This is a genomic window from Desulfosediminicola flagellatus, assembly GCF_005116655.2.
Classification (GTDB): Bacteria; Desulfobacterota; Desulfobulbia; order Desulfobulbales; family Desulfocapsaceae; genus Desulfopila; species Desulfopila flagellata.
This window is the reverse complement of sequence record NZ_CP050698.1, coordinates 2,990,826-3,017,192: the sequence shown is the minus strand read 5'-3', so window position 1 is coordinate 3,017,192 and position 26,367 is coordinate 2,990,826. Positions and strand designations below refer to the sequence as shown.

The following is a 26,367-nucleotide window of genomic DNA, read 5'->3' as shown; positions in this document are numbered from 1 at the left end:
GTATCGTAACTGGCAATATAGACGGCCTGAAGAAAAATCAGATGAAAACTCTGGAAAGGCTTGGGACTAAGCGCGTACCCCGGGAAATGATTATTGCCCCGGAGATGGCCCGATCCCTCTGCCAGATATCAACAGAGTTGAATCGCCAAATTGGCATTCTGGTGCACAGATCCGGAAAAATAGAGATGATCATTGTCGGTACTTTTGGCGGCATCATGATTCCACAACTTTCGTCTGTACGTGCGTCAGGAGGAAGATTACGGGGCCTCCGTCTTGTCCATACCCATTTATCGGGCGAGGACATTGACGATGAAGATCTTATGGATCTGCTGTTTCTACGTTTTGACCTGTTGTCAGTCCTGAAAATTACTGAAGATGGCTTACCTGAAAGACTGTATTCAGCTCATCTTATTCCTGCTCCAATAGAAGGGAAAAGCTGGACGTTTCTCGATCCTGTTCATCCTGCGGCACAAAAAGAATCATTTGAGTCGATTGTAACTGCGCTTGAAGATGAGTTTGCCCGCGCGCACAAGGTGCGAAGTGTCGACAAGGGTAAAGACAGGGCAATTCTTGTCAGTGTAAGTACCGAATCGAGGATGCAGGCTGAAGAGTCAATGAATGAACTTGTTGAGTTGGCTCGAACCGATGATGTTGAAGTGCTGGAAACGGTTCTGCAAAGACGTAGTAAGGTTAATCCCCGGCTTATCCTTGGTAAGGGTAAGCTGGCTGATATCATGATAATGGCGCTACAGCGTAATGCTAATCTGCTGATTTTTAATCAGGAACTTAATCCGTCACAAATACGGTCGATTACTGATTTTACAGATCTCAGGGTTATTGACCGTACGCAACTGATTCTTGATATCTTTGCCCATAGGGCAATGAGCCGGGAAGGTAAACTTCAGGTCGAAATGGCACAGCTTAAGTATATGCTGCCACATCTTTCAACGCGGGATGATGCGCTTTCCAGACTTACCGGTGGCATTGGCGCCAGAGGGCCTGGTGAGACCAAGCTTGAGATTGATCGAAGGCGCGTAAATGACAGGCTTGCACGGCTGGCACGTGAGCTTAAAAATGTCAGTAAAGAACGATATCGCAGACGTTCGCAACGACGCAAAAAGGATCTCCCCGTTATCTCGCTGGTGGGATACACGAATGCTGGTAAGTCGACCTTGCTGAATACACTTACCAACAGCAATATTCTTGCTGAAAATAAGCTGTTTGCGACTCTCGATCCCACCAGTCGGCGATTGCGTTTTCCGACGGACATGGAAGTCATTATCACCGATACTGTCGGGTTTATCAGAAATCTTCCTGCAGATCTGTTGCAAGCATTTATGGCAACGCTTGAAGAGCTGGAGGAAGCTGATCTGCTGGTGCATGTAATAGATGTAAGCAATCCGAACCACTATGAGCATGTCGCTGTTGTAGAGAAGCTGCTTGTAGAGTTGGGCCTGTCTACCATTCCGACGCTTAAGGTCTTTAATAAAATCGATAAAGCTGAAAATCAGGATATGCTGCGATTAGAAAGTGAACGGGAGGGCGTGGTGATCAGTGCTTTGGACGCATCAACCTTGACACCATTTCTTATCCAGGCTGAACGAATGATAGGTAAGGTGTTGGGAACTCAGGGACCAAACCGGAGATAGAATCCAAGCTCTTTTTCGAAAGCCTGGTCTTTCCTGAATTCACAGCCGATTGAGTTACCTCTGGTTGCTCGAACGATAAATTCCCGTACTAAACGTGTTTTTCTACGGTTGTCTAAGGTGAAATCGATCCGCCCTTTATGGCCGGGCTCAATAGAGTGTACTCCCTTAATAGCAAAGGCTACACCAATAAGCGACAGATTCTGTATCTGTACCATGCCTCCACCTACTGCAGGGGGATGCATGTTGAATATTCCTGTCAGATTTGTTTCTTTTCTAAAACACTGGCGAAAGTCCAGGTTCACAACAAAAACATGGGTGCATGAACAACGCACTTTAAGGCGATGTTGACGTTCTCTGTATTGATCAGTAGTTACTACTTTTACACTGTTACAATTAGGGCATACAAGAGTAGCTTTGCCGTCGTCGTTGACGAATGCTTTTTCAACTGTCTCTTCATCATGCTGTGTTTTTTTTCGTTGTTGAGATGCCACGCATTTCACCTATTGGATGAGTTCATGACAGAAACACTAATCATCTATTTCGAAAATAAATAATAGGAGAGAAAGATTTCGATAGAGACGATCGAACAATTAGTTTTGCGAAATCAATTATCTGTCAGGACATATTATTATGCCTGACGAAAAATAAAGCAATTACTTTTTTATTTTAAATGCATAAGGGTGGATGGAGCGACTCGGTGAGAGGTGCATGTCATCCATTGCCAGTTGAGAGCAATGGATGACATATAAAGCAGGAAAGAGTGTTATTCAGTCGTGTGAGTATCAATCATATACGATGGTTGTGTACCGGGCCAAAATCTCTTCAGTCTCTTCGTCGAGGTCACTGGCTACTTCATGTATGTGATATTCTTTTTTGCATCCTGTGCAACGCATCCTGACCCTTCGACACATTCTATGTACTTCAAGTTTGGCTGAGCATTCTCGACATTTCATGGCGAAATTAGCTTAAGAGCTCCTCTCGAGTGAAAATGGATTCAAGGCGATACCCTGCTTTCGCGAGTACTTCAACACCGCCTTCCTGGCGCTCAACCACTGTGGCCACAAGGCCGACTTTGAACCCTTGGGATTCTACTCTTTCAATAACCTGAAGAAGAGTGCCGCCAGTGGTAACAACATCTTCCACGAGGGCCACACTGCATCCTTCAGGCATATTTTTCAGGCCTTCAATGAAATTTCCTGTTCCGTGGCCTTTTGCTTCTTTTCGAACAATAAATGCAGGGATTGGCTTTTCTTCCAGGAAACTGACAACAGAAGCCGCAGTAACAAGAGGATCTGCGCCAAGGGTCATGCCCCCAATTGCATCGATTTGCACGCCGCTCTTATTGATAAGTTCAAGAAGTAATTTACCACAGAGGTATGCGCCTTCAGCTGAAAGCGTTGTCTGCTTGCCATCGATATAAAAATCGGAAGTTTTACCGGAAGTGAGGGTGAAGGTGCCTTTGCGGTAAGATTTTTCAAGTAGTATTTCTTTAAGACGTTGTCTATCAGTCATAATAAGTTGGATTCCTCGGTTGGCTAATTTATTGGTGTGCTGATGTGAGATCAATGTTCAACTGAAGAATCCTACATCTTAGCTCGTTTTTTTGTTAGTGAAAAGAAAAACCTCGCATTGAATGAAAATCCCGTGTTATTCTATAATCTTTATGTTGTCAGGCATATGTAGTGGAAACACTTGCAGTATATACGTACATATACATTTGAGGAGATACTAATGTGTGGAATAGTTGGTTATTGCGGGCCTAAGCGCGTCGTCCCTGTCATTCTTGAAGGTTTGAGACGACTTGAATATCGAGGGTATGATTCGGCAGGTATTGTTTACCTAGAAGATGATAAACTCGTAAAATTCAGAGCCGAAGGTAAGCTTGCCAATCTTGAAACGCGTATAGATGATGCCATAGTCGCACCAGCTCACATAGGGCTTGGTCACACGCGCTGGGCAACACATGGTGCACCAACTGAAGAGAACGCTCATCCACATAGTGACTGTACCGGTGATCTGGTTGTAGTTCATAATGGAATTATAGAGAACTATCATTCCCTGCGTGAAGAATTAAAAGCTAAGGGGCATGTATTTACCTCTGAAACAGATACAGAGGTTCTTGCTCACCTTATTGAAGAACATCTTGAAAATGATCTGCCTAAGGCTGTCAGAGAGGCTGTTAAGCATGTTGAAGGTTCATTCGCTCTTGGTGTTCTCTGGGCTAAAAATCCGGATACACTTGTAGCCGCAAGAAACCAGAGTCCTCTTGTTCTTGGTGTAAGTGATGATATCGGGTCATTTATGGCTTCTGATATCCCTGCGTTACTTCCATATACCAATCAGGTTATTTTCCTTGAAGACAGGGAGATGGCTGTACTGACTGCCGATAGTTACACAATCACCTCGCTGGATACCGGAGAGGTTGTAGATAAAGTTGTTCAGTTTATTGAGTGGAATGCAGCCATGGCCGAAAAGGCTGGTTATAAACACTTTATGCTGAAGGAAATTTATGAGCAGCCACAGGCAATAACCAACACCTTGAGTGGAAGGATTAATCCTGAAACCGGCGAGGTAACAATTCCTGAAATTAATTTTACAGGGAAGGATCTTGAATCAATTGATCGCATCTTTCTTGTTGCCTGCGGTACCTCCTGGCATGCTGCTCTGGTTGCAAAATACTGGATAGAAAAGTATGCAAGAATCCCTGTTGAAGTTGATATAGCCTCTGAATTCAGATACAGGAATCTGCTTATTGACGAACGGGTGATGACAATTTCAATCTCACAGTCGGGTGAGACTGCTGATACCCTTGCCGGAATACGTCTTGCCAAACAGCTTGGATCAAAGGTTATAACAATTTGTAATGTAGTGGGCTCTACAATGACCCGTGAAGCTGATGGAACTGTGTATACGCATGCAGGCCCGGAGATCGGTGTTGCTTCTACCAAGGCATTTACTGCTCAGCTTGTCGCACTCTTTTTGATGACCTTGTATTTCGCTCAGCAGAAAAAGACTATTACTGCAGAGAAAAGCATTGAACTCGGCCGGGCAATTCTGGATATTTCTACTACTATTGATAATGAACTGCCTCGTATCCAAAATCAAATATCAACGCTGATTGAATCGTTTTACGATAGTAAAGATTTCCTCTTTGTCGGTCGGGGGTTGAGTTATCCTATAGCTCTTGAGGGTGCATTAAAGCTGAAGGAAATTTCATATATCCATGCAGAGGGATACGCTTCCGGAGAGTTGAAGCATGGCCCGATAGCACTGATTGATAAAGATATGCCGATTCTTGCACTTGTTCCTCAGGATGCTGTTTATCAGAAGAGTATCTCCAACGTCGAAGAAATAAAAGCACGTCAGGGTCGATTAATCCTGATAGGAACCGCCGGTGATGATCATTTGCAAAATATCACTGATGATATCGTGTATATGCCGAAGGTTCATGAAGATATGAATCCGATACTTTATACAATTCCAGCTCAGTTGCTTTCATATGAAATCGCAACCCGCAGGGGGTGTGATGTTGATCAACCGAGGAATCTTGCAAAAAGCGTAACTGTCGAATAACAGAATGCTATTAGCGCTGGATAATGTTGTGGAGTAATAGTGTAGGATACTGGACGATCAGTCGTGAATTTTTCGAATGACGATTGTTCAGTATGCTACCGGGTTGTAGTTGATTAGCACTCATTAGGTTTTCCCTTCTAACCCGCATTTCTCATTGTCTTTTGATTTCAAAGAAAAAAACAGTTATTTGGTTGAGCTGGCCTCTTTCCAGTATCAAATCCTCATAGTACTGTTTGAAATCAAAATCTAACACGTATGGTCAATAGATTTTTTCCCTAACTGCAACGTTACAAACCACGTGCGGTAGTTTACTGCAGCGGTGTGTCTCGACTTGTGAAAAATTGTATTGATGAGAAATCCAGGTTAGGGATTTCGAATCCAATCAGAAAAACATGTCGTGATTATCTTTTCCAAGTCGCTGTAGTTTTTATTCAAGCACTCAAGAGACCCTGCTTTCTCCTGTAAACACTATCTACATTTTGACTTTTTCATCCAGCGCAATTACTATACCATGCTTTACGTAAAGACTTTTCCACGACTATCAATCTATTGAGAAATATTATTAAACCATGTTGCAGATTGGCCTAGAAAATTTCCTATTGAATCCGCCATCCTGGGCTGAGAATTCCCGACTGGCCCTGTTGTCTAATCAGGCGTCCACTGCCTCTGATTTACTCCATACACGTTATCATATTGAGAAGCAGTTTCCTGGAAAACTGACATGCCTCTTTTCTCCGCAGCATGGCTTTTTCGCAGAGAAACAGGATAATATGATCGAGTCTGCACATCAGGTTGATCCTATGACGGGGTTAACTGTGTACAGTTTGTACGGTGATTCGAGGCGTCCTGACTCTGCAATGTTTGACAACCTGGATGTTCTGTTGATTGATATTGTAGATGTTGGAACCCGTGTCTATACATTTATGTATACGATGGCATATTGTATGGAGTTGGCTGCCCAAATGGGGAAGAAGGTTGTTGTTCTTGATCGCCCTAATCCGATTGGCGGCAATGCGGTTGAAGGGAACATCCTCGAAGATGACTGCGCATCTTTTGTCGGCCTTTACGCGATACCTATGAGGCATGGATTGACGTTTGGTGAGCTTGCGCGATTTATTGCAGGGGAATACAAAATTGATGTCGATCTTGAAGTTATTCCGATGAAGGGCTGGGACCGAAAGATGTATTTTCGTGATACAGGCTTCCCGTGGGTTTTTCCATCACCCAATATGCCAACCCCGGATACTGCAATCGTCTATCCTGGGCAGGTTATCTGGGAAGGCACCAATGTTTCTGAAGGAAGGGGAACGACACTGCCATTTGAACTTGTCGGAGCGCCTTTCTGGGATGCTGATGCCATTTTGGAGCACATGAGCGATACACCGCTTCCCGGTTGTTATCTTCGCACTCTGGCTTTTGAACCAACCTCCGGTAAATTTGCTGGTCAAACCTGTAATGGGTTCCAGATCCATGTAGTAGATAACAATGCATTTCTTCCTTACAGGACTAGCCTGGCATTACTTCGAGCGGTCATGGCTTTGTACAAGGGTGAGTTTGCCTACAAAGAACCGCCATATGAATATGAGTATAAACGCCTGCCAATGGATCTAATTTTAGGAAGTCAGAAAGTGCGGAAGGATCTTGAAAGCGTAGAATCGATCCTGGCCATGGAAGAACAATGGAAGCCACAACTTGAAGCATTCGATAACCGGCGAAAACACTACTTTTTGTACTAACAGATTTTTTAGCCCGGAATCGTGTCATCTGATTAATTAACCTGAATGGATTATTTATAAAACTACTATGATAACCAAAACGTTACGACTGGATGCAGTTGCAGAAATGGTTGATGGCGAACTCATCGGAAATGGCGATGTTACCATAAGTAACATCGCTTCTATCGAGACCGCAGGGCCTGATGATTTAGCTTTTTTAGCAAAGGTGAAAGAAGCAGAGCTTCTCCAGAATTGTAAGGCTGCAGTCGCACTGGTTCCGCTGACAATGGGTGACGTTGAACATATGCCGGTAATAAAGGTGAAAAATCCTTATCTGGCCTCAGCAATTGTTCATAATGCTTTACTTGAAAAAGAGTTTAAAGCTGAAGGGATTCATGAACGTGCATACATCGGATCCGATTGTACAATCTCAAAGAACATATCTATTGGACCACTGGTAGCTGTCGGTAACAGAGTTACTATTGGTGAGCGTGTTAGCATTGAGCCAGGTACTGTTATTGGCGATGATGTGATTATTGGTGATGATACTCATCTAAAAGCAAATGTTACTGTCGCTTATGGCTGTGTATTGGGGAAGAAGGTTATAATTCACTCCGGCACGGTTATCGGCAGTGATGGATATGGTTATGCCACTGACGATATGGGTAATCATGTAAAACGACCTCAGGTTGGTAAAGTAAAGATCGACGATGATGTCGAGATTGGCTCAAATGTAAGCATTGATCGTGGTACATTTGGTGATACCTGGATACAATCTGGTGCGAAAATTGATAACCAGGTGCAGATTGGGCATAACGTTGTTGTAGGGCCAAACTCCCTGATAGTCGCTCAGGTGGGAATTGCCGGCTCAACCACACTGGGTCGCAACGTTGTTCTGGCAGGTAGATCCGCATTAAACGGCCATATTCACCTTGGTGATCAGGCAATGGTTGCAGGTGGTTCAGGTGTCCATGGATCACTTGAAAAAGGTGCAAAGGTCGGAGGATATCCGGCTATTCCAATTACAAAGTGGGCTAAGGCGAACACCATTTTTGCCAAGCTCCCTGAAATATATAGCGAGTTTAGGAAGTTAAAGAAAGCAGTTGCTGCTTTGCAGGAAAAACTAGCAAATAATTAATTGAAGAGGGCAGATTGATGAGTGAGTTACCGGCTCCGGAAAATATAGATGTTGTTGAAATCATGAAACTGATACCACACAGGTATCCGTTTATCATGGTCGATCGAATTTTAACAATGGATGTTGGCAATGAAATAGTAGGCCTGAAAAATGTCACAATAAATGAACAGTTTTTCCAGGGGCATTTTCCTGGAAAACCTGTAATGCCTGGCGTATTAATTCTTGAAGGGTTGGCACAGGTCGGTTGTGTTATGGCCTTTTATGCTAACCCGGAAGCCATTGGCGAGAAACTCGTGTTTTTTGCCGGAATTGATAAAGCACGCTTTAGAAAGCCGGTTGTACCTGGTGACCAGCTCATTTATAAGCTGAAGCTTGTTAAACAGAAGCGTTCTATTCTTATAATGGAAGCTAAAGCGTATGTAGATGATGCGGTGGTTGCAGAGGCAGAACTTATGGCCTCGTTTTCGTAACTGATTGCTGTATGTTCGTTTGAACAGCGTTGTTTACAGCCTATATTTAGGCCTTGCGGTTGGTGGGCATAGTTTGTAAGAATCCTGCTTCATTATTGAGCGGCAGACCAGATCAGCCGATAAAAAATACACTACGACTCGTTTCGTAAAACTAAAGATATATTATGTCCATACATTCAACAGCAGTAGTCGATGCGAAGGCAGAGCTTGATAGCTCAGTTATTGTAGGCCCATATGCGGTCATTAAGGCCGGAGTGTGCATCGATGCGGGAACACGCGTCGAGCCTCATGCGGTGATTTCAGGCCCTACCAAAATAGGTAAAAGAAATCTTATAGGTTCTTTTGCAACCGTTGGTGGTGACCCACAGGATCTCAGCTACAAAGGAGAGCCAACAGAACTCATTATCGGTGATGATAACCAGATTCGTGAATATGCGTCTATCCATAGAGGAACACCGGATGGGCCAGGTAAAACAATAATCGGTAGCTCAAACCTGTTGATGGCGTATACCCATGTGGCCCATGATTGTAAGATTGGCAATCACGTAATTCTTGCGAATGTTGCTACGCTTGCAGGGCATGTTGAAGTTGGCGATCGTGCATCTATCGGTGGTTTGGTTGCTGTTCATCAGTTTTGCAGAATTGGAGCCTTTAGTTATATTGGAGGCGTTTCCGGAATCAGCCTTGATGTTGCACCATATATTATTCTTGCAGGAACCAGAAACAGAACCAGAATTTCAGGAATTAATAAAATTGGTTTAAAGCGTAATGGTTTCAGTAGAGAGACCATCAACAAGCTTGATCAAGCCTTTAAAATCATCTTCAGGTCTCCGAATCTGCTTCATAAAGATGCTTTGGAGCAGGCGAAAAGAGATATTTCTGATTGCCCGGAAGTTGATTATCTCATCGATTTTATGGAGCAGTCAAAGCGTGGGGTGGTAAAGCGCACTATTGAGGACTAAGTAGCAGATGATAATCGATCCTCAAAAAATCGGAATTATAGCAGGAGGTGGGCAGTTTCCCCTCCTGTTTATTGAAGCTGCTCACAAAGCCGGGCGTAAGGTACTGGTTGTTGCGCATCGCGGTGAGACTGATGAACGCGTTGCTGAAGCCGCTGATGCTGTTATCTGGATAAAGCTTGGTCAGTTGGGGAAGTTGGTATCCTGGTTTCATAAGGAAGGTGTTGGCGAAACCGTCTTTCTTGGGACTATTACAAAAACACAGATATTCAGGGACATACGGCCTGATCTTAAAGCATTGTCTCTGTGGAATAAGATAGATTCTAAGCAGGATGATGCTATTTTGCGCGCAATTGCCAGAGTGCTTGAAGATGAAGGCATAGCGGTTCTAGAGTCTACGCTGTATCTGCGTGAATTGCTTTTCCCACAAGGTATTCTTACACGAAAGAAACCCAACAAAAAGCAACGAAGAGATATTGAGTTTGGCTGGCATCATGCCAGGGCTATTGGCAAACTGGATATCGGCCAATGTGTTGTTGTCCGCGATTGTACTGTTGTTGCTGTCGAGGCAATTGAAGGCACCGACGAAGCAATTAAACGTGGTGGAGCACTTGCCAGGGAAAAAGCAGTTGTCGTCAAGGTTAAAAAGCCGGGGCAGGATTTTCGTTTTGATCTGCCAGCCACTGGTGCAAAAACTATTGAGTCGCTGAGCAGTGTGAAAGGTGCTGTTTTGGCGGTTGAAGCTGAACAGGCGCTTCTTTTTGATCGGGATGAAATGGTTAGAACCGCTGATGCAGGCGGGATTATCGTTGTAGGTGTTAAAGAGATGGCGGACGGATCTCTGGAGTATTAGAGTTTTTTAGTCATTCGAGCATTTTTGTTGGAAACTAAGAAATATTGTAATGGCAGAGATATTACCTGCCTGAGGAAACACTGTGCAGGCAATGATTCTGGCAGCAGGTTTTGGCACCCGTTTGCTGCCTCATACGAACATACGGCCCAAACCTCTCTTTCCCATCCTTAATGAACCTTTGTTGCTTTTGACTATTAAGCGACTGCAACGAAGTGGTTTCGATCTCATTATCGTTAATTGTCACCATTTGAAAGAACAGGTGGTTAAGGCAATTGTTGATATCCCTGGGGTAGTGATTCAGCAGGAAGAAAACATACTGGGTACAGGTGGTGGCCTTCGCAAGGCAGTTGAATTGATGCGGGATGAACCTGTCCTCGTTACAAACGGCGATATTTATCATACCATCGACTTTAAGCAATTGTACCAGTTTCACTCTGCTGCTAGTTGCTGTGCTACACTTGCGATGCACAATTATCCGCGATTTAATTCTGTTGCTGTAGCTCATGATCGTGTTGTTGAATTCGGAACTGATCCTGAGAGTGAGTTGCTTGCCTTTACCGGAATCCATATAATTAACCCTCAAATTCTTAAAGCAATACCTGAAGGAATCGAGTCCTGTATAATCGATCATTATAGACAACTCCTGGCGAAAGGTAAAAAACTATCAGTCTACAGGGCAGATGATTACTTCTGGACGGATATGGGCACACCGCAAGATTACCTGAGACTTAATGAAGGATTACTCACTGGTAATATTCACAGGTGGTCTGAATTTGCATACCAGGATGATAATCCCAATTTGATAAGTGATAGCGCTGAGCTTACCGGAAACGTTGATGTATCAGATTGGTGTTCAATCGGATCGGTTAACGGGCACAATATAACCATATCCGGATCCGTGATCTGGGATGGTGTGGATTTACCTGATGGGTTGGTTTGTCGCAACAGGCTCATTTCATCAACTGATACTATTCTTTGCTTTGAATCCTGATTTATAGATATCATATGAATAATGACTTTCCCAAAGATCTTGCGGCTCTTGTGAAAACGCTCATAACGAGGCGATTTCCTACTGAAGCCAGTTCTTCAAAGAGTACTGATTTTGTTACCTCGCACGAAAAGCTTCAAGGTGACGGCTCAAATCGTAAATTTTGGAGAATACGAACTGTGTCCGGTCGTGATTGTATACTCGTCGCACCTGAAAAGAATGAGACAAAAGAGTTATGCGAATCTAAGTCGGTCTGGGAGATTGGGAACCATCTATATCGAGCAGGTGTCTCTGTACCTGAGTTGTATGGCTTTGATGAGCAGGCCGGAATCCTGATATGTGAAGATCTCGGCAATACTCATCTGCATAGTTTAGTAATCGGTACGAGTTTCGAGTCAACTGAATCTACCGAAAATTTAAGAAAAATTTACAGAGAAACACTCGACCAACTCGTCACGATGCAGTTGCATGGAGGATTGGACTTTCAATCAGAATGGTGCTGGGATACATCATTGTACGATAAAGAGCTGATGCTCGAAAGAGAGTCAGGATACTTTTTAACAGCGTTTTGGCAGGGACTGATAGGTAAGGATATACCTAAAGGGATCAATAACGAGTTTGAAAAAATTGCTGATATAGCAGCCAGCGCAAAAAACACATTTTTTCTGCATCGCGATTTTCAGTCCCGCAACGTCATGATTAAAGACGGTAAGGTGCGTATTATTGATTTCCAAGGTGGTCGGCGTGGTCCACTAGGTTATGATTTGGCCTCGTTACTTATTGATCCGTATGTTAGCCTGCCATTATGGTTTCAGAAAGAGCTGTATGATTATTATCTGCAAAAGGTTGAAACAATACTTACAATTGATCGGGAAGTATTTGCAGGTCAATTTATCGCTTTATCGATGCAACGAAATCTGCAGATACTCGGTGCCTTTGCTTTTTTGAGTGAAGTGCGCGGCAAATTATTTTTCAGAAACTATGTACAGCCATCACTTATATCAATGACCTATCTACTTCAGCAGGCTGGTGAAAACTGTTATCCCATATTGGTTGATATGGTTGCTGAAGCCGAAATCATACTTGAAAAAAATAATTTTTAATCTCGATAGCTTATCTTGTTGGTGTGATCATCGTTAATTAATTGGATGAGTTTATGGCGTTAAGCGATGATTGAAGACAATGTTATACGACAAAATGAAGCCTTCTATTCTGAACGTATTATTGTACCTAACCAGCAATAACGCGAGAATAGCGTGAAAAGGGTGCAAAGTTTCTCCCAATCGGTTACATACAGCCTTTGCGAAAACAAAGGAATATTATTATGGCAAATTTTTCATGTCCAATTGTTGCACTCGTTGGTCGTCCCAATGTTGGGAAATCGACCTTGTTCAACAGAATTACAAAATCACGAAAAGCACTGGTAGACCCGACTCCGGGTGTGACCAGAGACCGCCACTACGAAAGAGTAGAGTGGGCAGGGCGTGCTTTTATGCTGGTAGATACCGGTGGTATTGATGACAATCCAGAGGATCTGCTGGTCAACCACATACGAGAGCAGGCTCTTGCAGCTATTGAAGAGGCAGATATTGTTCTTTTCCTGATGGATGCCAAAGACGGTGTTACGCCAGCTGACTATGAAGTTGTAGAGTTGTTGCGCCGTACGCAGAAACCTATCTATCATGTGGTCAATAAGATTGATTCACCAGAGCAGGAAATTGCGAAGCTTTCTCCGTTCTATGAACTGGGTGTTGAAACCTTGTGGTCTCTTTCTGCCGAGCATAGCTATGGCTTTAACACCCTTATGGAAGGGTTGGTTAAAACCATAGAAGAAGGCGATATGGGGCCGGATATTCCTGAAGATGCTATTAAGGTAGCATTTTTTGGGAGACCGAATGTAGGTAAGTCCTCTATAATCAATCGGATTCTTGGCGAAGAGAGAATGGTTGTGTCGGAGATCTCAGGTACTACGAGAGATTCTGTTGATACGATGCTTACTCATGGTAATTACAGCTATTTTCTTATTGATACAGCTGGTATCAGAAGAAAGGGTAAGACCACAGATAAACTGGAAAAATTCAGTATCCTTAAGTCTCTGGCATCTCTTGAGACTTGCGATGTTGCAGTTATTTTGCTTGATGCTGATGAGGGGATCACCGAACAGGATACCAAAGTTATCGGGTATGCTTTAGACCATGGTAGAGGCCTGATCATACTTGTAAATAAGTGGGATCTCGTCGCTGATGATATTAAGCAGCAGGAGCAAGTTCTTGCTGAGATCGGCAGGCAATTACCATTTGTAGGTTTTGCACCGTTGTTGAAAGTTTCTGCAGTTACCGGTTTTGGTATTAAGCGGTTATTCCCTGTGATTGGCCAGGTCTACAAGCAATATAAGGCAAAATTTCCAACAGCAGCACTAAATAGGTTGTTGCAGGAAGCTACAGAGGATCATAATCCACCGATTTACAAAAACAAGCGTTTGAAGTTTTACTACACTTCGCAGATCGGAACCAGACCACCTCGTTTTGTGGTTATGACCAACAGCGCGAAAGGGGTTCACTTCTCGTATAAACGGTATATTTCTAATAGATTCAGGGAAGGTCTGGGTCTTGATAAGGTTCCAATTCAAGTGATTTTTAAAGAAAAATCAGGCGGAAGGAACAAGAAATAAGAACAGTGTTTAGAGATTTGCTCAGAATGCTTGAGTGAGTTATGTGTACCATAAAAAAGGGAAGCCATAATCGGCTTCCCTTTTTTTGTTCTATTTTTTCAGGTTCGCAGAAAGTTAACCTAATTCCTGAGCTTTTTTCATTGCTCGTTTAAATGCATCAGCGGAACGACTGATCACGTCATCCGGTACGCAGAAAGCCAGACGGATATAGCCGGGTGCACCAAATCCTCTACCTGGAACGGCAAGTATTTTCTCTTCCTGTAGAATTTTACAGAATTCTGCATCATCGGCAATTGGAGTTTTCGGGAAGATGTAAAATGCGCCTTTAGGTTTGATAAAACTGTATCCTGCATCCTCAAGTATCTTACAGAAAATTTCTCTGCGCCCGGAGTAGATCGAATTATCGACAGACTCATTCTGGAGTTCTGCGACAACACGTTGCATGAGTGCCGGAGCATTAACAAAGCCCAGAATTCGATTGGCAAGATTCATCGCACCAAGAAACAGTTTCTTGTCTGTAATTTCAGGATGAACAGCAAGGTAACCAATACGTTCTCCAGGCAGACTGAGATCTTTTGAATAGCTGGATACAATAAGACTATTTTTATAGGCTTTGAAGATAGAAGGTACAGTCAGATCATCAAAAATGATTTTCCGATATGGTTCATCAGAGATCATGTAGATGGTGGTGCCAAATTTTTTACCAGCTGCCTCAAGTACGCCGCCAAGAGCAATAAGTGCTTCCTGGCTATAGACTTGACCGGTAGGGTTATTGGGCGAGTTAACGATCAGTGCCTTGGTCTTTTCTGTCAGCGCGGATTCAATAGCGGCGAGGTCGAGATTAAACTCTTCATCGGTATTGACGACCTTCGATACTCCGCCGTGGTTATCTACATAAAAGTTGTACTCTACAAAATAGGGGGCAAGAAGTATTACCTCTTCACCTGGGTTAAGCAACGACTTTAAAACAACATTCAGGCCGCCTGCTGCACCGCACGTCATGAGCATATCGTTAGGATCAACGGTTACCTCCTGCTCTTTTGACATCTTTGCAGCGATAGCTTCGCGAACGAATTGGTAGCCGTTATTAGGCATGTACGAGTGTACGCCCGCGCTGTGATCGTCAGCCCTTTTTTTCATAACATCATAAAATGCAGAAGGGGGTGGAGCATCTGGGTTTCCCAAGCTGAAATCGTAGACATTCTCTGCGCCGAACTCAGCTTTTAAACGGGTTCCTTCTTCAAACATCTTACGTATCCATGAAGATTTCTCGGCAAAAGCCTGCATCTTCTGAGAAATGGACATGGTGGTATCTCCTTGTGGGGTATTATATTAGCTATGGGTTATATAAAAATCAGCTTTTATACGGTGTCTTTTTTAATGAAATCGTAAGCAACGTTTATTTCTTTCATCTTTTCTTCTGCCACTTTTCTAAACTCTTCACCCAGGTGTCGAACTTTATCTGGGTGGTATTTCATACTGAGCTTCCTGTAGGCTTTCTTGGCTTCATCACTGGTTGCGCCTGTTTCAAGACCTAATACTGCATAGTGCTGTGAAGCCCTGTCTGCAGTTCTGGCTGAACTCTGTTGCCGCCCATATTTGTACTTCGCTTCAATGGTGCGTTGATCATATACAGGTATATCGAGGTAGCTGGCGATATTGCGTGCGACTTTCAGTTCGTTTTCAGGAACCACGCTTTTTGTGTAGAGAATCTGGTAAACAAGCTCAAGAAGAATAAGTCGCGGCTCATAGGCAAACGTATCCTTGAACTCCTGAAGCAGTGATTCTAGAGAAACATTTGAGTTTGTAGCATCTTTAATCAGTTCTTTAACCCATAACATCTGTGTCTGGGAGTAATGCAGATTGTACTGAAAGAAGCGTTGGATGGTCTGCACTTCATCACGGGTAACTTCGCCGTCGATCCTGGCGATATGCATGAGAATCTGAACGAGAAGCCAGACAAAACGATTATGGCTTTCAGATTGTGATTGCTCATATGCTGCAACTCTTTTTCGTATCCAGAATGAAAACCCCCAGAATAAGGCAAAAAGAACTAAAACTCCGGCCATTCCTGTGAAAATCAGGGTACCTAAAAAGTTTATGAGTGCAGGAGCACCACCTGTTACAAATACAAGCAGAATGACAATGAGCAGGCATCCGCCGCATCCTGGTTGATCACGTCGTTGGTATTGCATGTTGAGATTCCTTTACGCCTCACTTGAATCTTTTACCTGAAACAATGCTTCGATGAATTCATCTGGATCAAAGTCTCGTAAATCTTCGAGTTGTTCTCCTACGCCGATAAATCTGATAGGGGTCTTCAACTCTCTACATATATTGGCTACGATACCGCCTTTGGCAGTTCCATCGAGCTTAGTAAGGGTGATGCCTGTAAGGTCAACTGCAGCATCAAAAAGTTTTGCCTGGGAAATACCGTTCTGCCCGGTGGTTGCATCTACTACAAGCATTACCTCGTGAGGTGCCCCCGGCATTTTCTTTTTCATGACCCGCTTAATCTTTTTAAGCTCATCCATGAGATTAGACTGGGTATGGAGCCTTCCAGCGGTGTCAACAAGAACAACATCATAATCTTTAGCTGTTGCATGGGCTAATGCATCGTAGACTACAGAAGATGGGTCAGCACCTTCATGCTGTGATATTACCGAAACGTTATTCCGTTCGCCCCATATTTTCAGTTGTGAAACTGCGGCTGCCCTGAAGGTGTCTGCTGCAACTAAAAGAACAGATTGGCCTGCGTTGACGAATTTATGAGCAACTTTGCCGATTGTTGTAGTTTTGCCAACACCGTTAACACCGACGACCATGATTACAAATGGTCCTTTGTCCGGCATAACCAGTTCTGCATCCTGCTGGTAATCTGTTATAAAAGATTTAATTATTTCTTTAATGACCTCTTTAAGCGCAGCGGGGTCAGAGAGTGAGTCTCGTTTTACTTTCTTTCTTGCATGATCAAGAATTTCCTGAGTGGTAGAAACGCCTAGGTCTGCAGTTATAAGCAGTTCTTCCAGATCATCGAGTAGTTCAGCATCGATCTCTTTTTTACCAAGAAAGAGCGTGTCAAGCTTATAGGTGAAGGATTCACGGGTTTGAGCAAGTTTTTCGGTAAGTCGCGAGAAAAAACCTTCTTTCTCGGCAGGTTTTCGTTTTTCTTCCTGAGTAACCGGAGTTATTACAGGTGCGACTGGAATCTTTTGAGAAGTGTCGATTGCTATCTTTATCTCAGGCTTTGATGATTCCTCAGTTGCGGGAACTTCTTTTTTAATTTCAATTTCAATTTTTTTATCAGTTGCCTGGAGTTCTTCTGCCGGCTCGGTGACTAACTCTTCATCCTGCCCCTGTTCTTCCGGGCGAATAATGTCATCGTCTTTTTCTTTGAGTTCAGCTTCTTCAGCAACTGCTTCTTCCTGAAGTGAAGGTTCTGGCTTACTTTCAGGTTCAACCTGCTCATCTATTTGAGGTTGTTCAATCTCATCAACAGGTTCAGGTGTATCTATCACTTCTTCTACGGGTGGAGTGACCTCTTCCTCCATCTCAGTGACAATTTCCGGAAGGTCATGGCTTTCCGGTTTTGCTTCGATTTCAGGCTCAATTTCCTCTTTGGGAGGGCCGAAGTCGCGAGGGGCCACAGGGATTTTTAAATCTTCAGGAGCCTTGGGCGACTCTTCTTTATTTTTCGAGAATTTCTTTTTAAACCAACCAAGCATAGGTATTCCTGCTAGAGAGTGAGTATGGATTTGAGAAGAACTAACGATTTGTGTGTTCAAAGGAACTTTTCATAATACGGAGTGAGTCCGAATTACGCAACAAAAAGTGACCAGAATGGTAGTTACCTGTGTGATAACCAAATGACAGCTAAGGTTCATGTAACCTACTGTAGCGGATTTTATTTGCATTTCCAGACAACAGGATTACTGTAGAGGTGCCGTTTAATCGGGCCCTATATATAATCAATGTATGACCCTGTAACATATAAAAATTTACGTCTATTGGCTTCTTTAATAAAGCATCTCTTCAAACCATCCTGCGTGAATACTCGTGTAAACTACTGAGGTATAACGTGATATTACGGAAAGTAGTGTTGCAATGTCGCGTAGGAAGCAGGTTTTAGAAGGTGTGTTAGATAATCACAAAGCAGCCAACAATTTCAGGAGGCAATATCATGTCAGATTCATGTGGAAGTTCCTGTTCCAGTAATAGCGGAGGGTGCGGTACCCAGGAATCACAGCAGGCCGCCGCGGCTCAGCAGGAAAATGCGATAACCAGATCACTTGGAAAAATTAAAAATAAGATTCTGGTAATGAGTGGTAAAGGTGGAGTAGGAAAATCGACTGTATCAGTCAACCTGGCCCTGGCCCTTGCAAAACGTGGTTACAAGGTTGGGCTTATGGATGTTGATCTTCATGGACCTGATGTTGTAAGAATGCTCGATTTAAAAGGGAACCTTCAGCCTCCTGCTTCAAAAGATGCTCTTGTACCACCTCTTGAATACAATGAGAATCTCAAGGTTGTTTCTCTTGAATACATGATGAAGGACAGGGATGAGGCTATCATCTGGCGCGGGCCTTTAAAAATACAGGCTATTAGACAGTTTGTTTCCGATATGGATTGGGGTGAACTAGACTATCTCGTGATCGATGCTCCTCCGGGAACCGGTGATGAGCCGCTTTCTGTTGCTCAGACCATCCCTAATGTTAAAGCTGTTGTTGTTACAACTCCTCAAAAAGTTGCCTTGGCCGATGTGAGAAAATCGCTCAATTTCTGTCGCGTCCTCAATGTAGAGGTTGCCGGAGTTGTTGAAAATATGTCGGGATTTGTTTGTCCGCATTGCAGTGAAACTGTGGATATATTCAAATCCGGTGGTGGTGAAGAGATCGCAAGAGAGTTTGAACTACCTTTCCTCGGTCGGGTTCCTATGGATCCGAAAGTCGTTATGGCTGGAGATGATGGTAGACCATATTTGTCATCTGACGGCGATAGTCCAGCTATTACGGCATTTAGTGCGATTGTGACAGGAATCGAGAATAGACTCCCTGCAGTTTCTGCCCCTGTTACCTTAGGTATGGCAGGTGGTAAAGATTCCCACTGTGGATGTGGTTGTGGTGGTTCCTGATAAGCCTGACTGCTTTTACTGATTACTGACTGGCTGTCCTGTTTTCCCATATCCGCAGGACAGTCATCTTTATAACCAATTAATCTTAAAGAGGTAGGACAACGTGATACAGGTACACCAGATTACGGTTGGTTCCATGGGCGTATGCTGTTACATCGTAAGTTGCCCGGAGACTAAGCAGGCGGGAGTAGTTGACCCCGGTGGAGATGTTGATCATATCATTGCAACAGTAAATGATCTGGGAGTTGATATTAAATACATCATCGCAACCCACGGACATCCGGATCATGTTTGCGGAAATCGTGCGTTAAAAGAAGCAACTGGCGCACAGATTGTGATGCATAAGGATGACGTCGAATTTTTCGAGAAGCCTGAAGTCACCAGTTATTTCTCTATGCTTGGACTGGAAGCATCTCCTCCTACAGATGTTGTGGTAGAGGAAGGTGACACCATTACAATAGGTAATTGTGAACTCCAGGTTATTCACACCCCGGGACATACACCCGGTGGTATGTGTCTGCTTAATGGTAAAAACCTTATAACCGGTGACACGTTATTTGTAGGTGGTCTTGGCCGTACCGATTTTCCTGGCGGATCTCAGATCGACCTTTTGGACTCCATTCGGCAAAAGCTTCTGGTATTACCTGAAGATACTGTCGTCTGGCCTGGTCATGGTTACGGAGGTAATCGTTCGACCATCGGTGAAGAGAAGCGTAGCAATCCATTCCTGTAAACCTTAAACATTGCCAAATCATTACCCATGCGTGAGATAGTACTTGGTACAGCCGGTCATGTTGATCATGGCAAAACAAGCCTGATACGAGCCCTTACCGGAATAGAAACGGATCGACTCAAGGAAGAGAAGAAGCGAGGAATAACCATAGAACTCGGTTTTGCTCATTTGGATCTCCCCTGCGGTCATCGGATTGGTATTGTGGACGTTCCCGGGCATGAAAAATTTGTAAAGAACATGGTCGCCGGTGTTACCGGAATGGATCTTGTTGCTTTCATTATTGCCGCAGATGAAGGCATCATGCCTCAGACGGTGGAACACTTTGAAATCTGCAGGTTGCTTGGCGTAAAGCAGGGCATGATCATCCTTACCAAAATCGATATGGTTGAAGAGGACTGGATCGATATGGTCCAGGATGAGATCCGGGAATTTTGCGAAGGATCTTTTCTGGAGGAAGCACCAATATTGCCTGTATCTTCAACGACAGGGACCGGGATAGACAAGGTTCTTGAAACGTTGGATGACTTCGTTCGTCAGCATCAATTCAACGAAGCATTCGGCCCGTTTCGCCTGCCTGTTGATCGTATCTTCGCCATGAAGGGTTTTGGATCTGTTGTTACCGGTACTTCAATCTCGGGCAGGACGAATATTGGTGAAGAACTGCGTTTATATCCATCCCAGAATGTAGGAAAGGTTCGTGGGATTCAAGTGCATTCCGAATCTGTGGATACCGTCGAGGCTGGTCATCGGACAGCTATCAATCTGCAAGGGGTTGATACCTCCATGATTGAACGTGGAATGGTACTTGCCACTCCTGGTGCATTGCAGGCAAATTATATGCTGGATTGCCAGTTTTTATATCTTGGTTCCAATGCAAAAGCACTAAAGCATCGCAAGCGGGTACGTGTTCATTTAGGTACAGCGGAAATTATAGGCAGGATTTCACTTATTGATCGTGATGAGCTTGAGCCGGGGGAAGAGGTTGGCGTCCAGCTTCTGCTTGAAAAACCAGTTGCGGTTTGGCCGGATGATCATTTTGTGATCAGAAGTTATTCGCCTGTGGCAACCATTGGTGGCGGCAGGGTGCTTGGTAATATCTCACCACGAAAGCGAAAGCGTCTCACTGATGCCGATCGTGCGTATAATGTTGAGACCTTTAACACCCTGATAGAAGGTGATCTTACAGAACGCTGTCTGCTGTTTTTGAAAGAAAGCGGAGCAAAAGGCTTAACCTTTGATGATCTTGCTATTCGGCTTGGACTTTTTGGCAAGCATCTGAAAAAAGCGCTTACGGAACCACTTTCTACGAAGAAGATGGTTGTTGTCGATTCTGCCACACAGCGATATGTAGATGTTCAGATAGCTGAAAAGACCAAAAAAGAACTTCTTGAAGCTCTGGTAACATACCATAAAATCCATCCTTTGCAGACAGGGTTGGTGCGTGAGGAATTGCGATTGTTAATCGGCAGGGAGATTGATCAAAAAGTCTTTGCATATTGCCTTAATGAACTGCTCAGAAAAGAAGAGATAGTTCAGGAAGAGTCAATGATCAGGTTGTCCGGCCATGAAGTTGCCTTGAAGGCAGATGAAGAAGAGTTGCAGAGAGAGCTTCTTGATTGGTACATGAGTAAAGGATACTCGACGCCGACAGTGCGTGACACCATGGACAAATTCTCAGAGTACTCTGAGAAGATGGTGAAGCAGGTTATAGACCTGTTATTGCGGGAAGGTCGCCTGGTTAAAATCAGTGAGACCCTTTATTATGAAAAAGCTATTATAGACGGTCTTGTCGATCAGGTTATAGATGTATTAAAACGAGATGGTGAGATTGATGCGCCGGGATTTAAAAATCTCACAGGTCTTACTCGAAAATTTTCAATTCCTGTACTTGAATATATTGATCGGATTAAATTGACTATCCGTGTTGGCGATAAACGTATCCTGAGAAAAAAGGTATAGAAACAGACTGCGGTAATCAACTCTCTTCCAGATCTTCCCAAAGTACTACAAGTGTTTCAGTGCCGTCGGGTCCAACTTTAAACTGGTCGGCAATCTGTATACCGAGAATGCAGAGTATCTCATCATCAGCAATCAAAAGCGGGTGGTGAGGTCTGTTGCTGGTCGGGACTTTCCGATCACTCAGGATCCTGGCTATTTTTTTACGGCCGGGGCTGCCAAGCAACTGGACTTTTTCCCCTTTTTTAGCTGCCCGCAGGTGTAGTGGAAACGATACTTTGGCTGCGTCGAGAAAGAGTTTTTTGTCATCCCGTATGTCCAGTGTAGAGGTTTGCTCTTTTGTAATAGTGATTTTTTTGGATATTCCGGAAACTGTGAATGTACCTGTTTCGGAAATTTCCAGTTCCTGAATCTCTGCGATTGGTTTGTCTCCACGTAAAGACTTGCGTCCTGAAGGAAACGAAAAAGAGAGTACACCATTACTGATATGTGCTCTCAGTCCTTCTGGGAGATGCAGTAAGGAGTTGTTGGTTCCGGTTGCGACCAATGATTGTAACTGAGTAATCGTTCTGTATGAAGGTTTGACCTCCATTGCCCAGATCAGTTTTTCCAAAACTCTGCGTTGAATTGCTTCATGTTCTTTCTGGAAGGGGAGCAACTTCACGGTGATTACTGATTCTCGTGTTTTCTCTTTACTCTTATGCGAGTTTTCACACAGATTCTCATAGGATGTTGTAGCCAGGTGATCCAGCAGGGCTTCATCTTCTGCAAGAATGGATGTCGTTTGCAATAAGGTTGTGCGTATAGCAGGGTTGAAATGATTCTCAAGTTCAGGGAGCAGATGATGCCGTACCCGATTACGAAGTAATGAGACATCGTCGTTTGAGGAATCGTGACAGGATTCAAGGTTTGCATCATGAAGGTACTTGAGTAATGATGCTTTAGTTTCCTCTAATAATGGACGAACAATTTTTCCATTTTTTCGGGAAATCCCACTTAATCCTTTTAGACCTGAGCCTCGAATCATTCTGATAAGGAACTCCTCAACCTGATCATCTGAGTTGTGACCTACAGCAATTGCTGCTGCATTATGGTTTATACGTTCTTTTTCAAGTGCAGTGTATCGGAGTTTGCGGGCGGCTTCTTCGAGTGAACATTTGTGGTCACGCTGATAACCGGTGACATCGACGCTTATAGTTCGGTTTATCACGTTGAGGCTTTTGGCCAGTTGCTCGATAAAGCGCTGTTCAGCTATTACTTCTTCAGGTCTGAGATTATGATTTACATAAACGGCTATCAGTTTGAGGTCGAGATTGACGGAATGGAGTAGATGGAGCAGAGCTGTGGAGTCAGGCCCTCCTGAATTACCAACAATAACAGTATCGCCCGCATTGAGGAGATTGTATTTACGAATATATCTGGAAACTCTGTGTAGTAACAAAAACGATTTGCTCCAAAGAGGTTATTAACAAAAACAGTGAGCTTTTTGTTTAAATCTGTAAATATGGCTGGTATAGCTATACGCAGTCTTGCATTGAATTGCAACTATCGTCTTTATAGCGTGTATTGGATTAAATTGGTGAGTGTAATGAAAGTTTTGATTGTTGAAGATGAGTTTATCAGCCGAACGTTATTGTCTGAATTTTTGTCTCCTTATGCTATCTGTGATACAGCTGCAGATGGCAAGGAAGCACTGGAGATACTTACGAAAGCACATGAAAACAACGACAGGTATGATCTCGTTTGTCTTGATATTATGATGCCGGAACTTGATGGGCATGCTGTTTTGAGCCATCTCAGGAGAATGGAGCATGAGGGAAATGTAGCCGGAGATAAGATAACTACTGTCTTCATGACTACAGCTCTGGATGATGCACGAAACATTATGAATGCCTTCAACCTTGGTCGTTGTCAGGCGTATTTGATCAAACCGATTTTGCGTGATCGACTTGAAGCGCATGTTCGTGAATTTCTGTTGCCCCATTAACTCATAAAACTCATAGTTGGAGTGCTGTTTTATAATGAAAAACGATGCGATCATGTCGAAAGAGGAACGTATCGATCAGATGAGACGTTACCTGCTCGAAAAATTCCAATTACCCAGAGACCAGGTAGACGTGATGCTGCCAAAGTTTATTTCAACTCTAGTCTCTCACATGGAGAACATAGAAGATGCACTGTCTGAAGGCGATACGATGGTGATTGGTAAAAACGCACACACCATGAAAGGTGCGCTTCTAAATCTTGGTCTTCACGATTGTGCAGAAATAGCGAGAGATCTTGAAGAGAAAGGTAAGGCAGGCGATGCATCAGTTGATTATTCAGCCCTTGTTGGCCATTTGCGTACAACGTTAGGCGAATTGGTCAGTCAGTAGGGATATAATAGTTCTCAGCAAAGATAACAAAGGGGTTCTCCGTATGGAGAACCCCTTTGTTGTTTTTAAAGCTACAATCGTAGGACAGTGTGTATTATCTGTTTCGAAGTATTTCAATGAGCCGGTTGTGGATGTTGTCAAATCCACCGTTAGATAGAATTGCAACTATATCTCCTGACTCCAGGTGAGTTGAGAGGTAGCTCAGAATTGCATCAGTATCATTGAACGCCATTGCTTTGCGCTCTCTGGTTTCATTTATGTCTCTTGCGAGTTGTGCTGAAGAAAATTGGTTGTCTTCAGCAACATTTGTGAGAGGGACAGGTTCACGTATACAGAGAACATCGCTGCAATCAAAAGCGGTGACATAATCTTTCTGGAAAATTGCCCTTCGGGATGTGTTTGTTCGTGGCTCAAAGACAATAACAAGACGATTGTCAGGGTATGCCATACGTAAAGCGGACAGTGTCTCCCGGACTGCTGTTGGGTGGTGGGCGAAATCATCAATTACAGTTATACCTTTTTCTATTCCTCGAATTTCCTGTCTTCTTCTGACACCTGAAAAAGCTTTCAATCCTGAGGATATTTTTTCTGAAGGTACACCTATATGATGCAGTATTGCCGTTACAGCGAGGCTGTTCAAACAATTATGCTGTCCTGGAAGCTGAATGGCAATATCAGAATAGTGATTACCTCCCTGAAGAGCGGTAAAGGATGTGAGGTTGCTTTCTCCGCGTCTAACGTCAGCAAGAGACCAGTCGTATGCACTGTTTAAACCGTAGCTCTGAACATTGCACCGAGCTTCAGAAATGACGTCACGTACATTCTCATCATCAAAGTTGGCAATCAGTAATCCATCTTCAGGGATTAGCCTGACGAACTTTCTGAATGCTCTCTTGATGCTTTGGAGATCTTCAAAAATGTCTGCATGATCAAATTCCAAAGAGGTAATAACAGCTATATGAGGCTGGTAATGTAAAAATTTTGATTTTTTGTCAAAAAATGCGGTGTCATATTCATCGCCTTCAGCAACGAAGTATTCTCCGTCTCCAATTCTAAAATTACCGCCAAATTCCGGAACAATACCGCCAATCATAAAGGTCGGATCAAGTTCAGCGTGATAAAGGGCAGATGCGAGAATAGAGCATGTGGTCGTTTTGCCGTGAGTCCCGGTGATTACCAGCGATTTTCTTGAATTAATAAAGAATCTGGAAAGCGCCTGCGGAAAAGAAAGATATGGAATAGCAAGCTCGGCAAGGTGGATAGCCTCTTCGTTTTTACGTGTGATAACGTTACCAACGATAACGAGATCAGGCCGTGGTTCAAGATTGTTTTTGCTGTACCCGCTTTTTACAGTAATACCAAGATCTGCAAGGAAGTCGGACATGGGAGGATAAACATTCTGATCACTCCCGGTGATGGTAAAACCACTTGATTGCAACATTCCTGCAAGCGCTGCCATTCCGGTACCGCAAATACCCATAATGTGGATATGGTTGATTTTCGAGGGTGCAGAGTTGAGCTGTGGGTCAAGATTCGCCATGGTTAGTTTTTCCTGACTGTTGATGCTATGGAAGTGTAGATCTCGCTGAATTGTTCGTTGAATGAGGCTGGAGTTATTCTGCCCACCTCAATAAATTTAACAGCGATCTCTTTTGAAATTTTGAGGATAGTTTCATCAGAAACAGATGTAACGTGCTCTGTGTTTTTTTCCTTGGAATTTTGTGAGGTCATGGATATCTCGCAAGCAGGAAGATTGATAAAAAAAGCGCCTCTGCCGAGTGAAGAAGGCCAATTCGTCATGAGAGCGGCAGAGGCGCAAGTTTGGAAAGAAATAACCGGTCAAGCCATCTCTTCTGATAGATACTTTTAAGGTAATCATGCGTTTTTTGCCATCTTTACTTTGGCTGATTAGTCTACCGGCTTGGAGGTATGTACTTTGGGGGGGGATTCGGGTAGTGTTAAGAAAAGATTGATTGAGAAAACCTCAAGCATAAAAAGCAAAACGGCCCGTATCGAAATTCGATACGGGCCGTTTTTATATATGGCTGGGAGACAAGGATTCGAACCTTGATAAGCGGAGTCAGAGTCCGCTGTCTTGCCATTAGACCATCTCCCAGTGGTGTGTGTCGCTCAGGTCCGGAGATATATAGAGTAAA

24 protein-coding genes and 1 tRNA gene are annotated in these 26,367 nt (G+C 43.6%); 15 read left to right on the top strand and 10 right to left on the bottom strand.

The annotated features are described in order from the left end of the window. Positions 1 to 41 precede the first annotated feature (41 nt). Positions 42 to 1,649 (top strand): GTPase HflX, encoded by a 1,608-nt coding sequence (gene hflX, locus FCL46_RS12610; RefSeq protein WP_136808477.1) that lies wholly within the window; start codon positions 42 to 44, stop codon positions 1,647 to 1,649. Here the strand turns inward: hflX and FCL46_RS12605 are convergent. The 3 genes from FCL46_RS12605 to pyrE all read right to left on the bottom strand — a co-directional run bounded on the left by FCL46_RS12605 (position 1,628) and on the right by pyrE (position 3,161). After that, positions 1,628 to 2,140 carry a hypothetical protein gene (locus FCL46_RS12605; RefSeq protein ID WP_136808476.1) on the bottom strand — a complete coding sequence of 171 codons (513 nt, stop codon included), beginning with the start codon at positions 2,138 to 2,140 and terminating at the stop codon, positions 1,628 to 1,630. The two genes, hflX and FCL46_RS12605, sit on opposite strands and share 22 nt — an antisense overlap. 291 nt (positions 2,141 to 2,431) lie before the next feature. Next, complete coding sequence (locus tag FCL46_RS28455) at positions 2,432 to 2,542, bottom strand: dual CXXC motif small (seleno)protein (RefSeq protein ID WP_476700521.1); 111 nt, start codon at positions 2,540 to 2,542, stop codon at positions 2,432 to 2,434. A gap of 67 nt (positions 2,543 to 2,609) precedes the next feature. Then, positions 2,610 to 3,161 (bottom strand): orotate phosphoribosyltransferase, encoded by a 552-nt coding sequence (gene pyrE, locus FCL46_RS12600; protein WP_136808475.1) that lies wholly within the window; start codon positions 3,159 to 3,161, stop codon positions 2,610 to 2,612. Between the two features lie 219 nt (positions 3,162 to 3,380). On the opposite strand from pyrE, the gene glmS reads away from it, so the two are divergent. The 9 genes from glmS (at position 3,381) to der (ending at position 14,016) form a co-directional block, all read left to right on the top strand. After that, positions 3,381 to 5,222, top strand: a complete 1,842-nt coding sequence (glmS, locus tag FCL46_RS12595) for a glutamine--fructose-6-phosphate transaminase (isomerizing) (RefSeq protein ID WP_136808474.1) — start codon at positions 3,381 to 3,383, stop codon at positions 5,220 to 5,222. Positions 5,223 to 5,791: 569 nt separating this feature from the next. Further along, the gene (locus FCL46_RS12590; RefSeq protein WP_136808473.1) at positions 5,792 to 6,958 is read left to right on the top strand and encodes an exo-beta-N-acetylmuramidase NamZ family protein; all 1,167 of its coding nucleotides are present in this window, start codon (positions 5,792 to 5,794) and stop codon (positions 6,956 to 6,958) included. A gap of 67 nt (positions 6,959 to 7,025) precedes the next feature. Beyond that, entirely contained in the window at positions 7,026 to 8,075 is a 1,050-nt protein-coding gene (gene lpxD, locus FCL46_RS12585) for a UDP-3-O-(3-hydroxymyristoyl)glucosamine N-acyltransferase (protein WP_136808472.1), read from the top strand. Positions 8,076 to 8,092: 17 nt separating this feature from the next. Beyond that, complete coding sequence (gene fabZ / locus FCL46_RS12580) at positions 8,093 to 8,545, top strand: 3-hydroxyacyl-ACP dehydratase FabZ (RefSeq protein ID WP_136808471.1); 453 nt, start codon at positions 8,093 to 8,095, stop codon at positions 8,543 to 8,545. A 164-nt stretch (positions 8,546 to 8,709) separates the two neighbouring features. After that, a complete protein-coding gene (gene lpxA / locus FCL46_RS12575) occupies positions 8,710 to 9,507 on the top strand; it encodes an acyl-ACP--UDP-N-acetylglucosamine O-acyltransferase (protein ID WP_136808470.1) in 798 nt (265 codons plus the stop codon). A 7-nt stretch (positions 9,508 to 9,514) separates the two neighbouring features. Next, complete coding sequence (locus FCL46_RS12570; protein ID WP_136808469.1) at positions 9,515 to 10,357, top strand: LpxI family protein; 843 nt, start codon at positions 9,515 to 9,517, stop codon at positions 10,355 to 10,357. A 91-nt stretch (positions 10,358 to 10,448) separates the two neighbouring features. Beyond that, positions 10,449 to 11,348 (top strand): nucleotidyltransferase family protein, encoded by a 900-nt coding sequence (locus FCL46_RS12565; protein ID WP_228723424.1) that lies wholly within the window; start codon positions 10,449 to 10,451, stop codon positions 11,346 to 11,348. 14 nt (positions 11,349 to 11,362) lie between these two features. After that, positions 11,363 to 12,448, top strand: coding sequence for an aminoglycoside phosphotransferase family protein (locus tag FCL46_RS12560; RefSeq protein ID WP_136808467.1), 1,086 nt, complete (start codon positions 11,363 to 11,365; stop codon positions 12,446 to 12,448). 221 nt (positions 12,449 to 12,669) lie between these two features. Beyond that, on the top strand, positions 12,670 to 14,016 hold the full coding sequence (gene der, locus FCL46_RS12555; RefSeq protein ID WP_136808466.1) for a ribosome biogenesis GTPase Der: 1,347 nt from the start codon (positions 12,670 to 12,672) through the stop codon (positions 14,014 to 14,016). Between the two features lie 114 nt (positions 14,017 to 14,130). Here the strand turns inward: der and FCL46_RS12550 are convergent, their stop codons facing one another. The 3 genes from FCL46_RS12550 to ftsY are packed head-to-tail and all read right to left on the bottom strand — an operon-like array spanning position 14,131 to position 17,741. Then, the gene (locus tag FCL46_RS12550) at positions 14,131 to 15,321 is read right to left on the bottom strand and encodes a pyridoxal phosphate-dependent aminotransferase (protein ID WP_136808465.1); all 1,191 of its coding nucleotides are present in this window, start codon (positions 15,319 to 15,321) and stop codon (positions 14,131 to 14,133) included. Between the two features lie 56 nt (positions 15,322 to 15,377). Then, positions 15,378 to 16,211, bottom strand: coding sequence for a DnaJ domain-containing protein (locus FCL46_RS12545; protein WP_136808464.1), 834 nt, complete (start codon positions 16,209 to 16,211; stop codon positions 15,378 to 15,380). A 12-nt stretch (positions 16,212 to 16,223) separates the two neighbouring features. Continuing rightward, positions 16,224 to 17,741: a signal recognition particle-docking protein FtsY gene (gene ftsY, locus FCL46_RS12540; RefSeq protein WP_136808463.1), complete on the bottom strand. Its 1,518-nt coding sequence runs from the start codon at positions 17,739 to 17,741 to the stop codon at positions 16,224 to 16,226. A 455-nt stretch (positions 17,742 to 18,196) separates the two neighbouring features. On the opposite strand from ftsY, the gene FCL46_RS12535 reads away from it, so the two are divergent. From FCL46_RS12535 to selB, 3 genes are all read left to right on the top strand, one after another. Continuing rightward, positions 18,197 to 19,147: an Mrp/NBP35 family ATP-binding protein gene (locus FCL46_RS12535; protein WP_136808462.1), complete on the top strand. Its 951-nt coding sequence runs from the start codon at positions 18,197 to 18,199 to the stop codon at positions 19,145 to 19,147. Positions 19,148 to 19,250: 103 nt separating this feature from the next. Further along, a complete protein-coding gene (locus FCL46_RS12530; RefSeq protein WP_275942858.1) occupies positions 19,251 to 19,880 on the top strand; it encodes an MBL fold metallo-hydrolase in 630 nt (209 codons plus the stop codon). Positions 19,881 to 19,907: 27 nt separating this feature from the next. Further along, positions 19,908 to 21,839: a selenocysteine-specific translation elongation factor gene (gene selB / locus FCL46_RS12525; RefSeq protein ID WP_136808461.1), complete on the top strand. Its 1,932-nt coding sequence runs from the start codon at positions 19,908 to 19,910 to the stop codon at positions 21,837 to 21,839. A gap of 16 nt (positions 21,840 to 21,855) precedes the next feature. Here the strand turns inward: selB and tilS are convergent, their stop codons facing one another. Next, positions 21,856 to 23,277, bottom strand: a complete 1,422-nt coding sequence (gene tilS / locus FCL46_RS12520) for a tRNA lysidine(34) synthetase TilS (RefSeq protein WP_136808460.1) — start codon at positions 23,275 to 23,277, stop codon at positions 21,856 to 21,858. Positions 23,278 to 23,424: 147 nt separating this feature from the next. Between tilS and FCL46_RS12515 the strand changes: the two genes are divergently transcribed. After that, positions 23,425 to 23,823, top strand: coding sequence for a response regulator (locus FCL46_RS12515; RefSeq protein WP_167505933.1), 399 nt, complete (start codon positions 23,425 to 23,427; stop codon positions 23,821 to 23,823). Positions 23,824 to 23,857: 34 nt separating this feature from the next. Next, positions 23,858 to 24,211, top strand: a complete 354-nt coding sequence (locus tag FCL46_RS12510; RefSeq protein WP_136808458.1) for an Hpt domain-containing protein — start codon at positions 23,858 to 23,860, stop codon at positions 24,209 to 24,211. A 94-nt stretch (positions 24,212 to 24,305) separates the two neighbouring features. Here the strand turns inward: FCL46_RS12510 and mpl are convergent, their stop codons facing one another. From mpl to FCL46_RS12495, 3 genes are all read right to left on the bottom strand, one after another. After that, positions 24,306 to 25,751, bottom strand: coding sequence for a UDP-N-acetylmuramate:L-alanyl-gamma-D-glutamyl-meso-diaminopimelate ligase (gene mpl / locus FCL46_RS12505; protein WP_136808457.1), 1,446 nt, complete (start codon positions 25,749 to 25,751; stop codon positions 24,306 to 24,308). Between the two features lie 2 nt (positions 25,752 to 25,753). After that, the gene (locus tag FCL46_RS12500) at positions 25,754 to 25,942 is read right to left on the bottom strand and encodes a hypothetical protein (RefSeq protein WP_136808456.1); all 189 of its coding nucleotides are present in this window, start codon (positions 25,940 to 25,942) and stop codon (positions 25,754 to 25,756) included. A gap of 311 nt (positions 25,943 to 26,253) precedes the next feature. Further along, positions 26,254 to 26,327: transfer RNA gene (locus FCL46_RS12495), tRNA-Gln, on the bottom strand. Positions 26,328 to 26,367 lie beyond the last annotated feature (40 nt).

What these genes read in the sequence shown, in the direction of transcription:
- FCL46_RS12510 (WP_136808458.1), top strand. Translation starts at nt 23,858, where the DNA reads ATGAAAAACGATGCGATCATGTCGAAAGAGGAACGTATCGATCAGATG.
- FCL46_RS12500 (WP_136808456.1), bottom strand. Translation starts at nt 25,942, where the DNA reads ATGACCTCACAAAATTCCAAGGAAAAAAACACAGAGCACGTTACATCT.
- FCL46_RS12560 (WP_136808467.1), top strand. Translation starts at nt 11,363, where the DNA reads ATGAATAATGACTTTCCCAAAGATCTTGCGGCTCTTGTGAAAACGCTC.
- pyrE (WP_136808475.1), bottom strand. Translation starts at nt 3,161, where the DNA reads ATGACTGATAGACAACGTCTTAAAGAAATACTACTTGAAAAATCTTAC.
- selB (WP_136808461.1), top strand. Translation starts at nt 19,908, where the DNA reads ATGCGTGAGATAGTACTTGGTACAGCCGGTCATGTTGATCATGGCAAA.
- mpl (WP_136808457.1), bottom strand. Translation starts at nt 25,751, where the DNA reads ATGGCGAATCTTGACCCACAGCTCAACTCTGCACCCTCGAAAATCAAC.
- FCL46_RS12590 (WP_136808473.1), top strand. Translation starts at nt 5,792, where the DNA reads ATGTTGCAGATTGGCCTAGAAAATTTCCTATTGAATCCGCCATCCTGG.
- ftsY (WP_136808463.1), bottom strand. Translation starts at nt 17,741, where the DNA reads ATGCTTGGTTGGTTTAAAAAGAAATTCTCGAAAAATAAAGAAGAGTCG.
- FCL46_RS12515 (WP_167505933.1), top strand. Translation starts at nt 23,425, where the DNA reads ATGAAAGTTTTGATTGTTGAAGATGAGTTTATCAGCCGAACGTTATTG.
- FCL46_RS12535 (WP_136808462.1), top strand. Translation starts at nt 18,197, where the DNA reads ATGTCAGATTCATGTGGAAGTTCCTGTTCCAGTAATAGCGGAGGGTGC.
- glmS (WP_136808474.1), top strand. Translation starts at nt 3,381, where the DNA reads ATGTGTGGAATAGTTGGTTATTGCGGGCCTAAGCGCGTCGTCCCTGTC.
- FCL46_RS12565 (WP_228723424.1), top strand. Translation starts at nt 10,449, where the DNA reads ATGATTCTGGCAGCAGGTTTTGGCACCCGTTTGCTGCCTCATACGAAC.
- FCL46_RS28455 (WP_476700521.1), bottom strand. Translation starts at nt 2,542, where the DNA reads ATGCGTTGCACAGGATGCAAAAAAGAATATCACATACATGAAGTAGCC.
- lpxA (WP_136808470.1), top strand. Translation starts at nt 8,710, where the DNA reads ATGTCCATACATTCAACAGCAGTAGTCGATGCGAAGGCAGAGCTTGAT.
- FCL46_RS12570 (WP_136808469.1), top strand. Translation starts at nt 9,515, where the DNA reads ATGATAATCGATCCTCAAAAAATCGGAATTATAGCAGGAGGTGGGCAG.
- FCL46_RS12550 (WP_136808465.1), bottom strand. Translation starts at nt 15,321, where the DNA reads ATGTCCATTTCTCAGAAGATGCAGGCTTTTGCCGAGAAATCTTCATGG.
- fabZ (WP_136808471.1), top strand. Translation starts at nt 8,093, where the DNA reads ATGAGTGAGTTACCGGCTCCGGAAAATATAGATGTTGTTGAAATCATG.
- hflX (WP_136808477.1), top strand. Translation starts at nt 42, where the DNA reads ATGAAAACTCTGGAAAGGCTTGGGACTAAGCGCGTACCCCGGGAAATG.
- lpxD (WP_136808472.1), top strand. Translation starts at nt 7,026, where the DNA reads ATGATAACCAAAACGTTACGACTGGATGCAGTTGCAGAAATGGTTGAT.
- FCL46_RS12545 (WP_136808464.1), bottom strand. Translation starts at nt 16,211, where the DNA reads ATGCAATACCAACGACGTGATCAACCAGGATGCGGCGGATGCCTGCTC.
- der (WP_136808466.1), top strand. Translation starts at nt 12,670, where the DNA reads ATGGCAAATTTTTCATGTCCAATTGTTGCACTCGTTGGTCGTCCCAAT.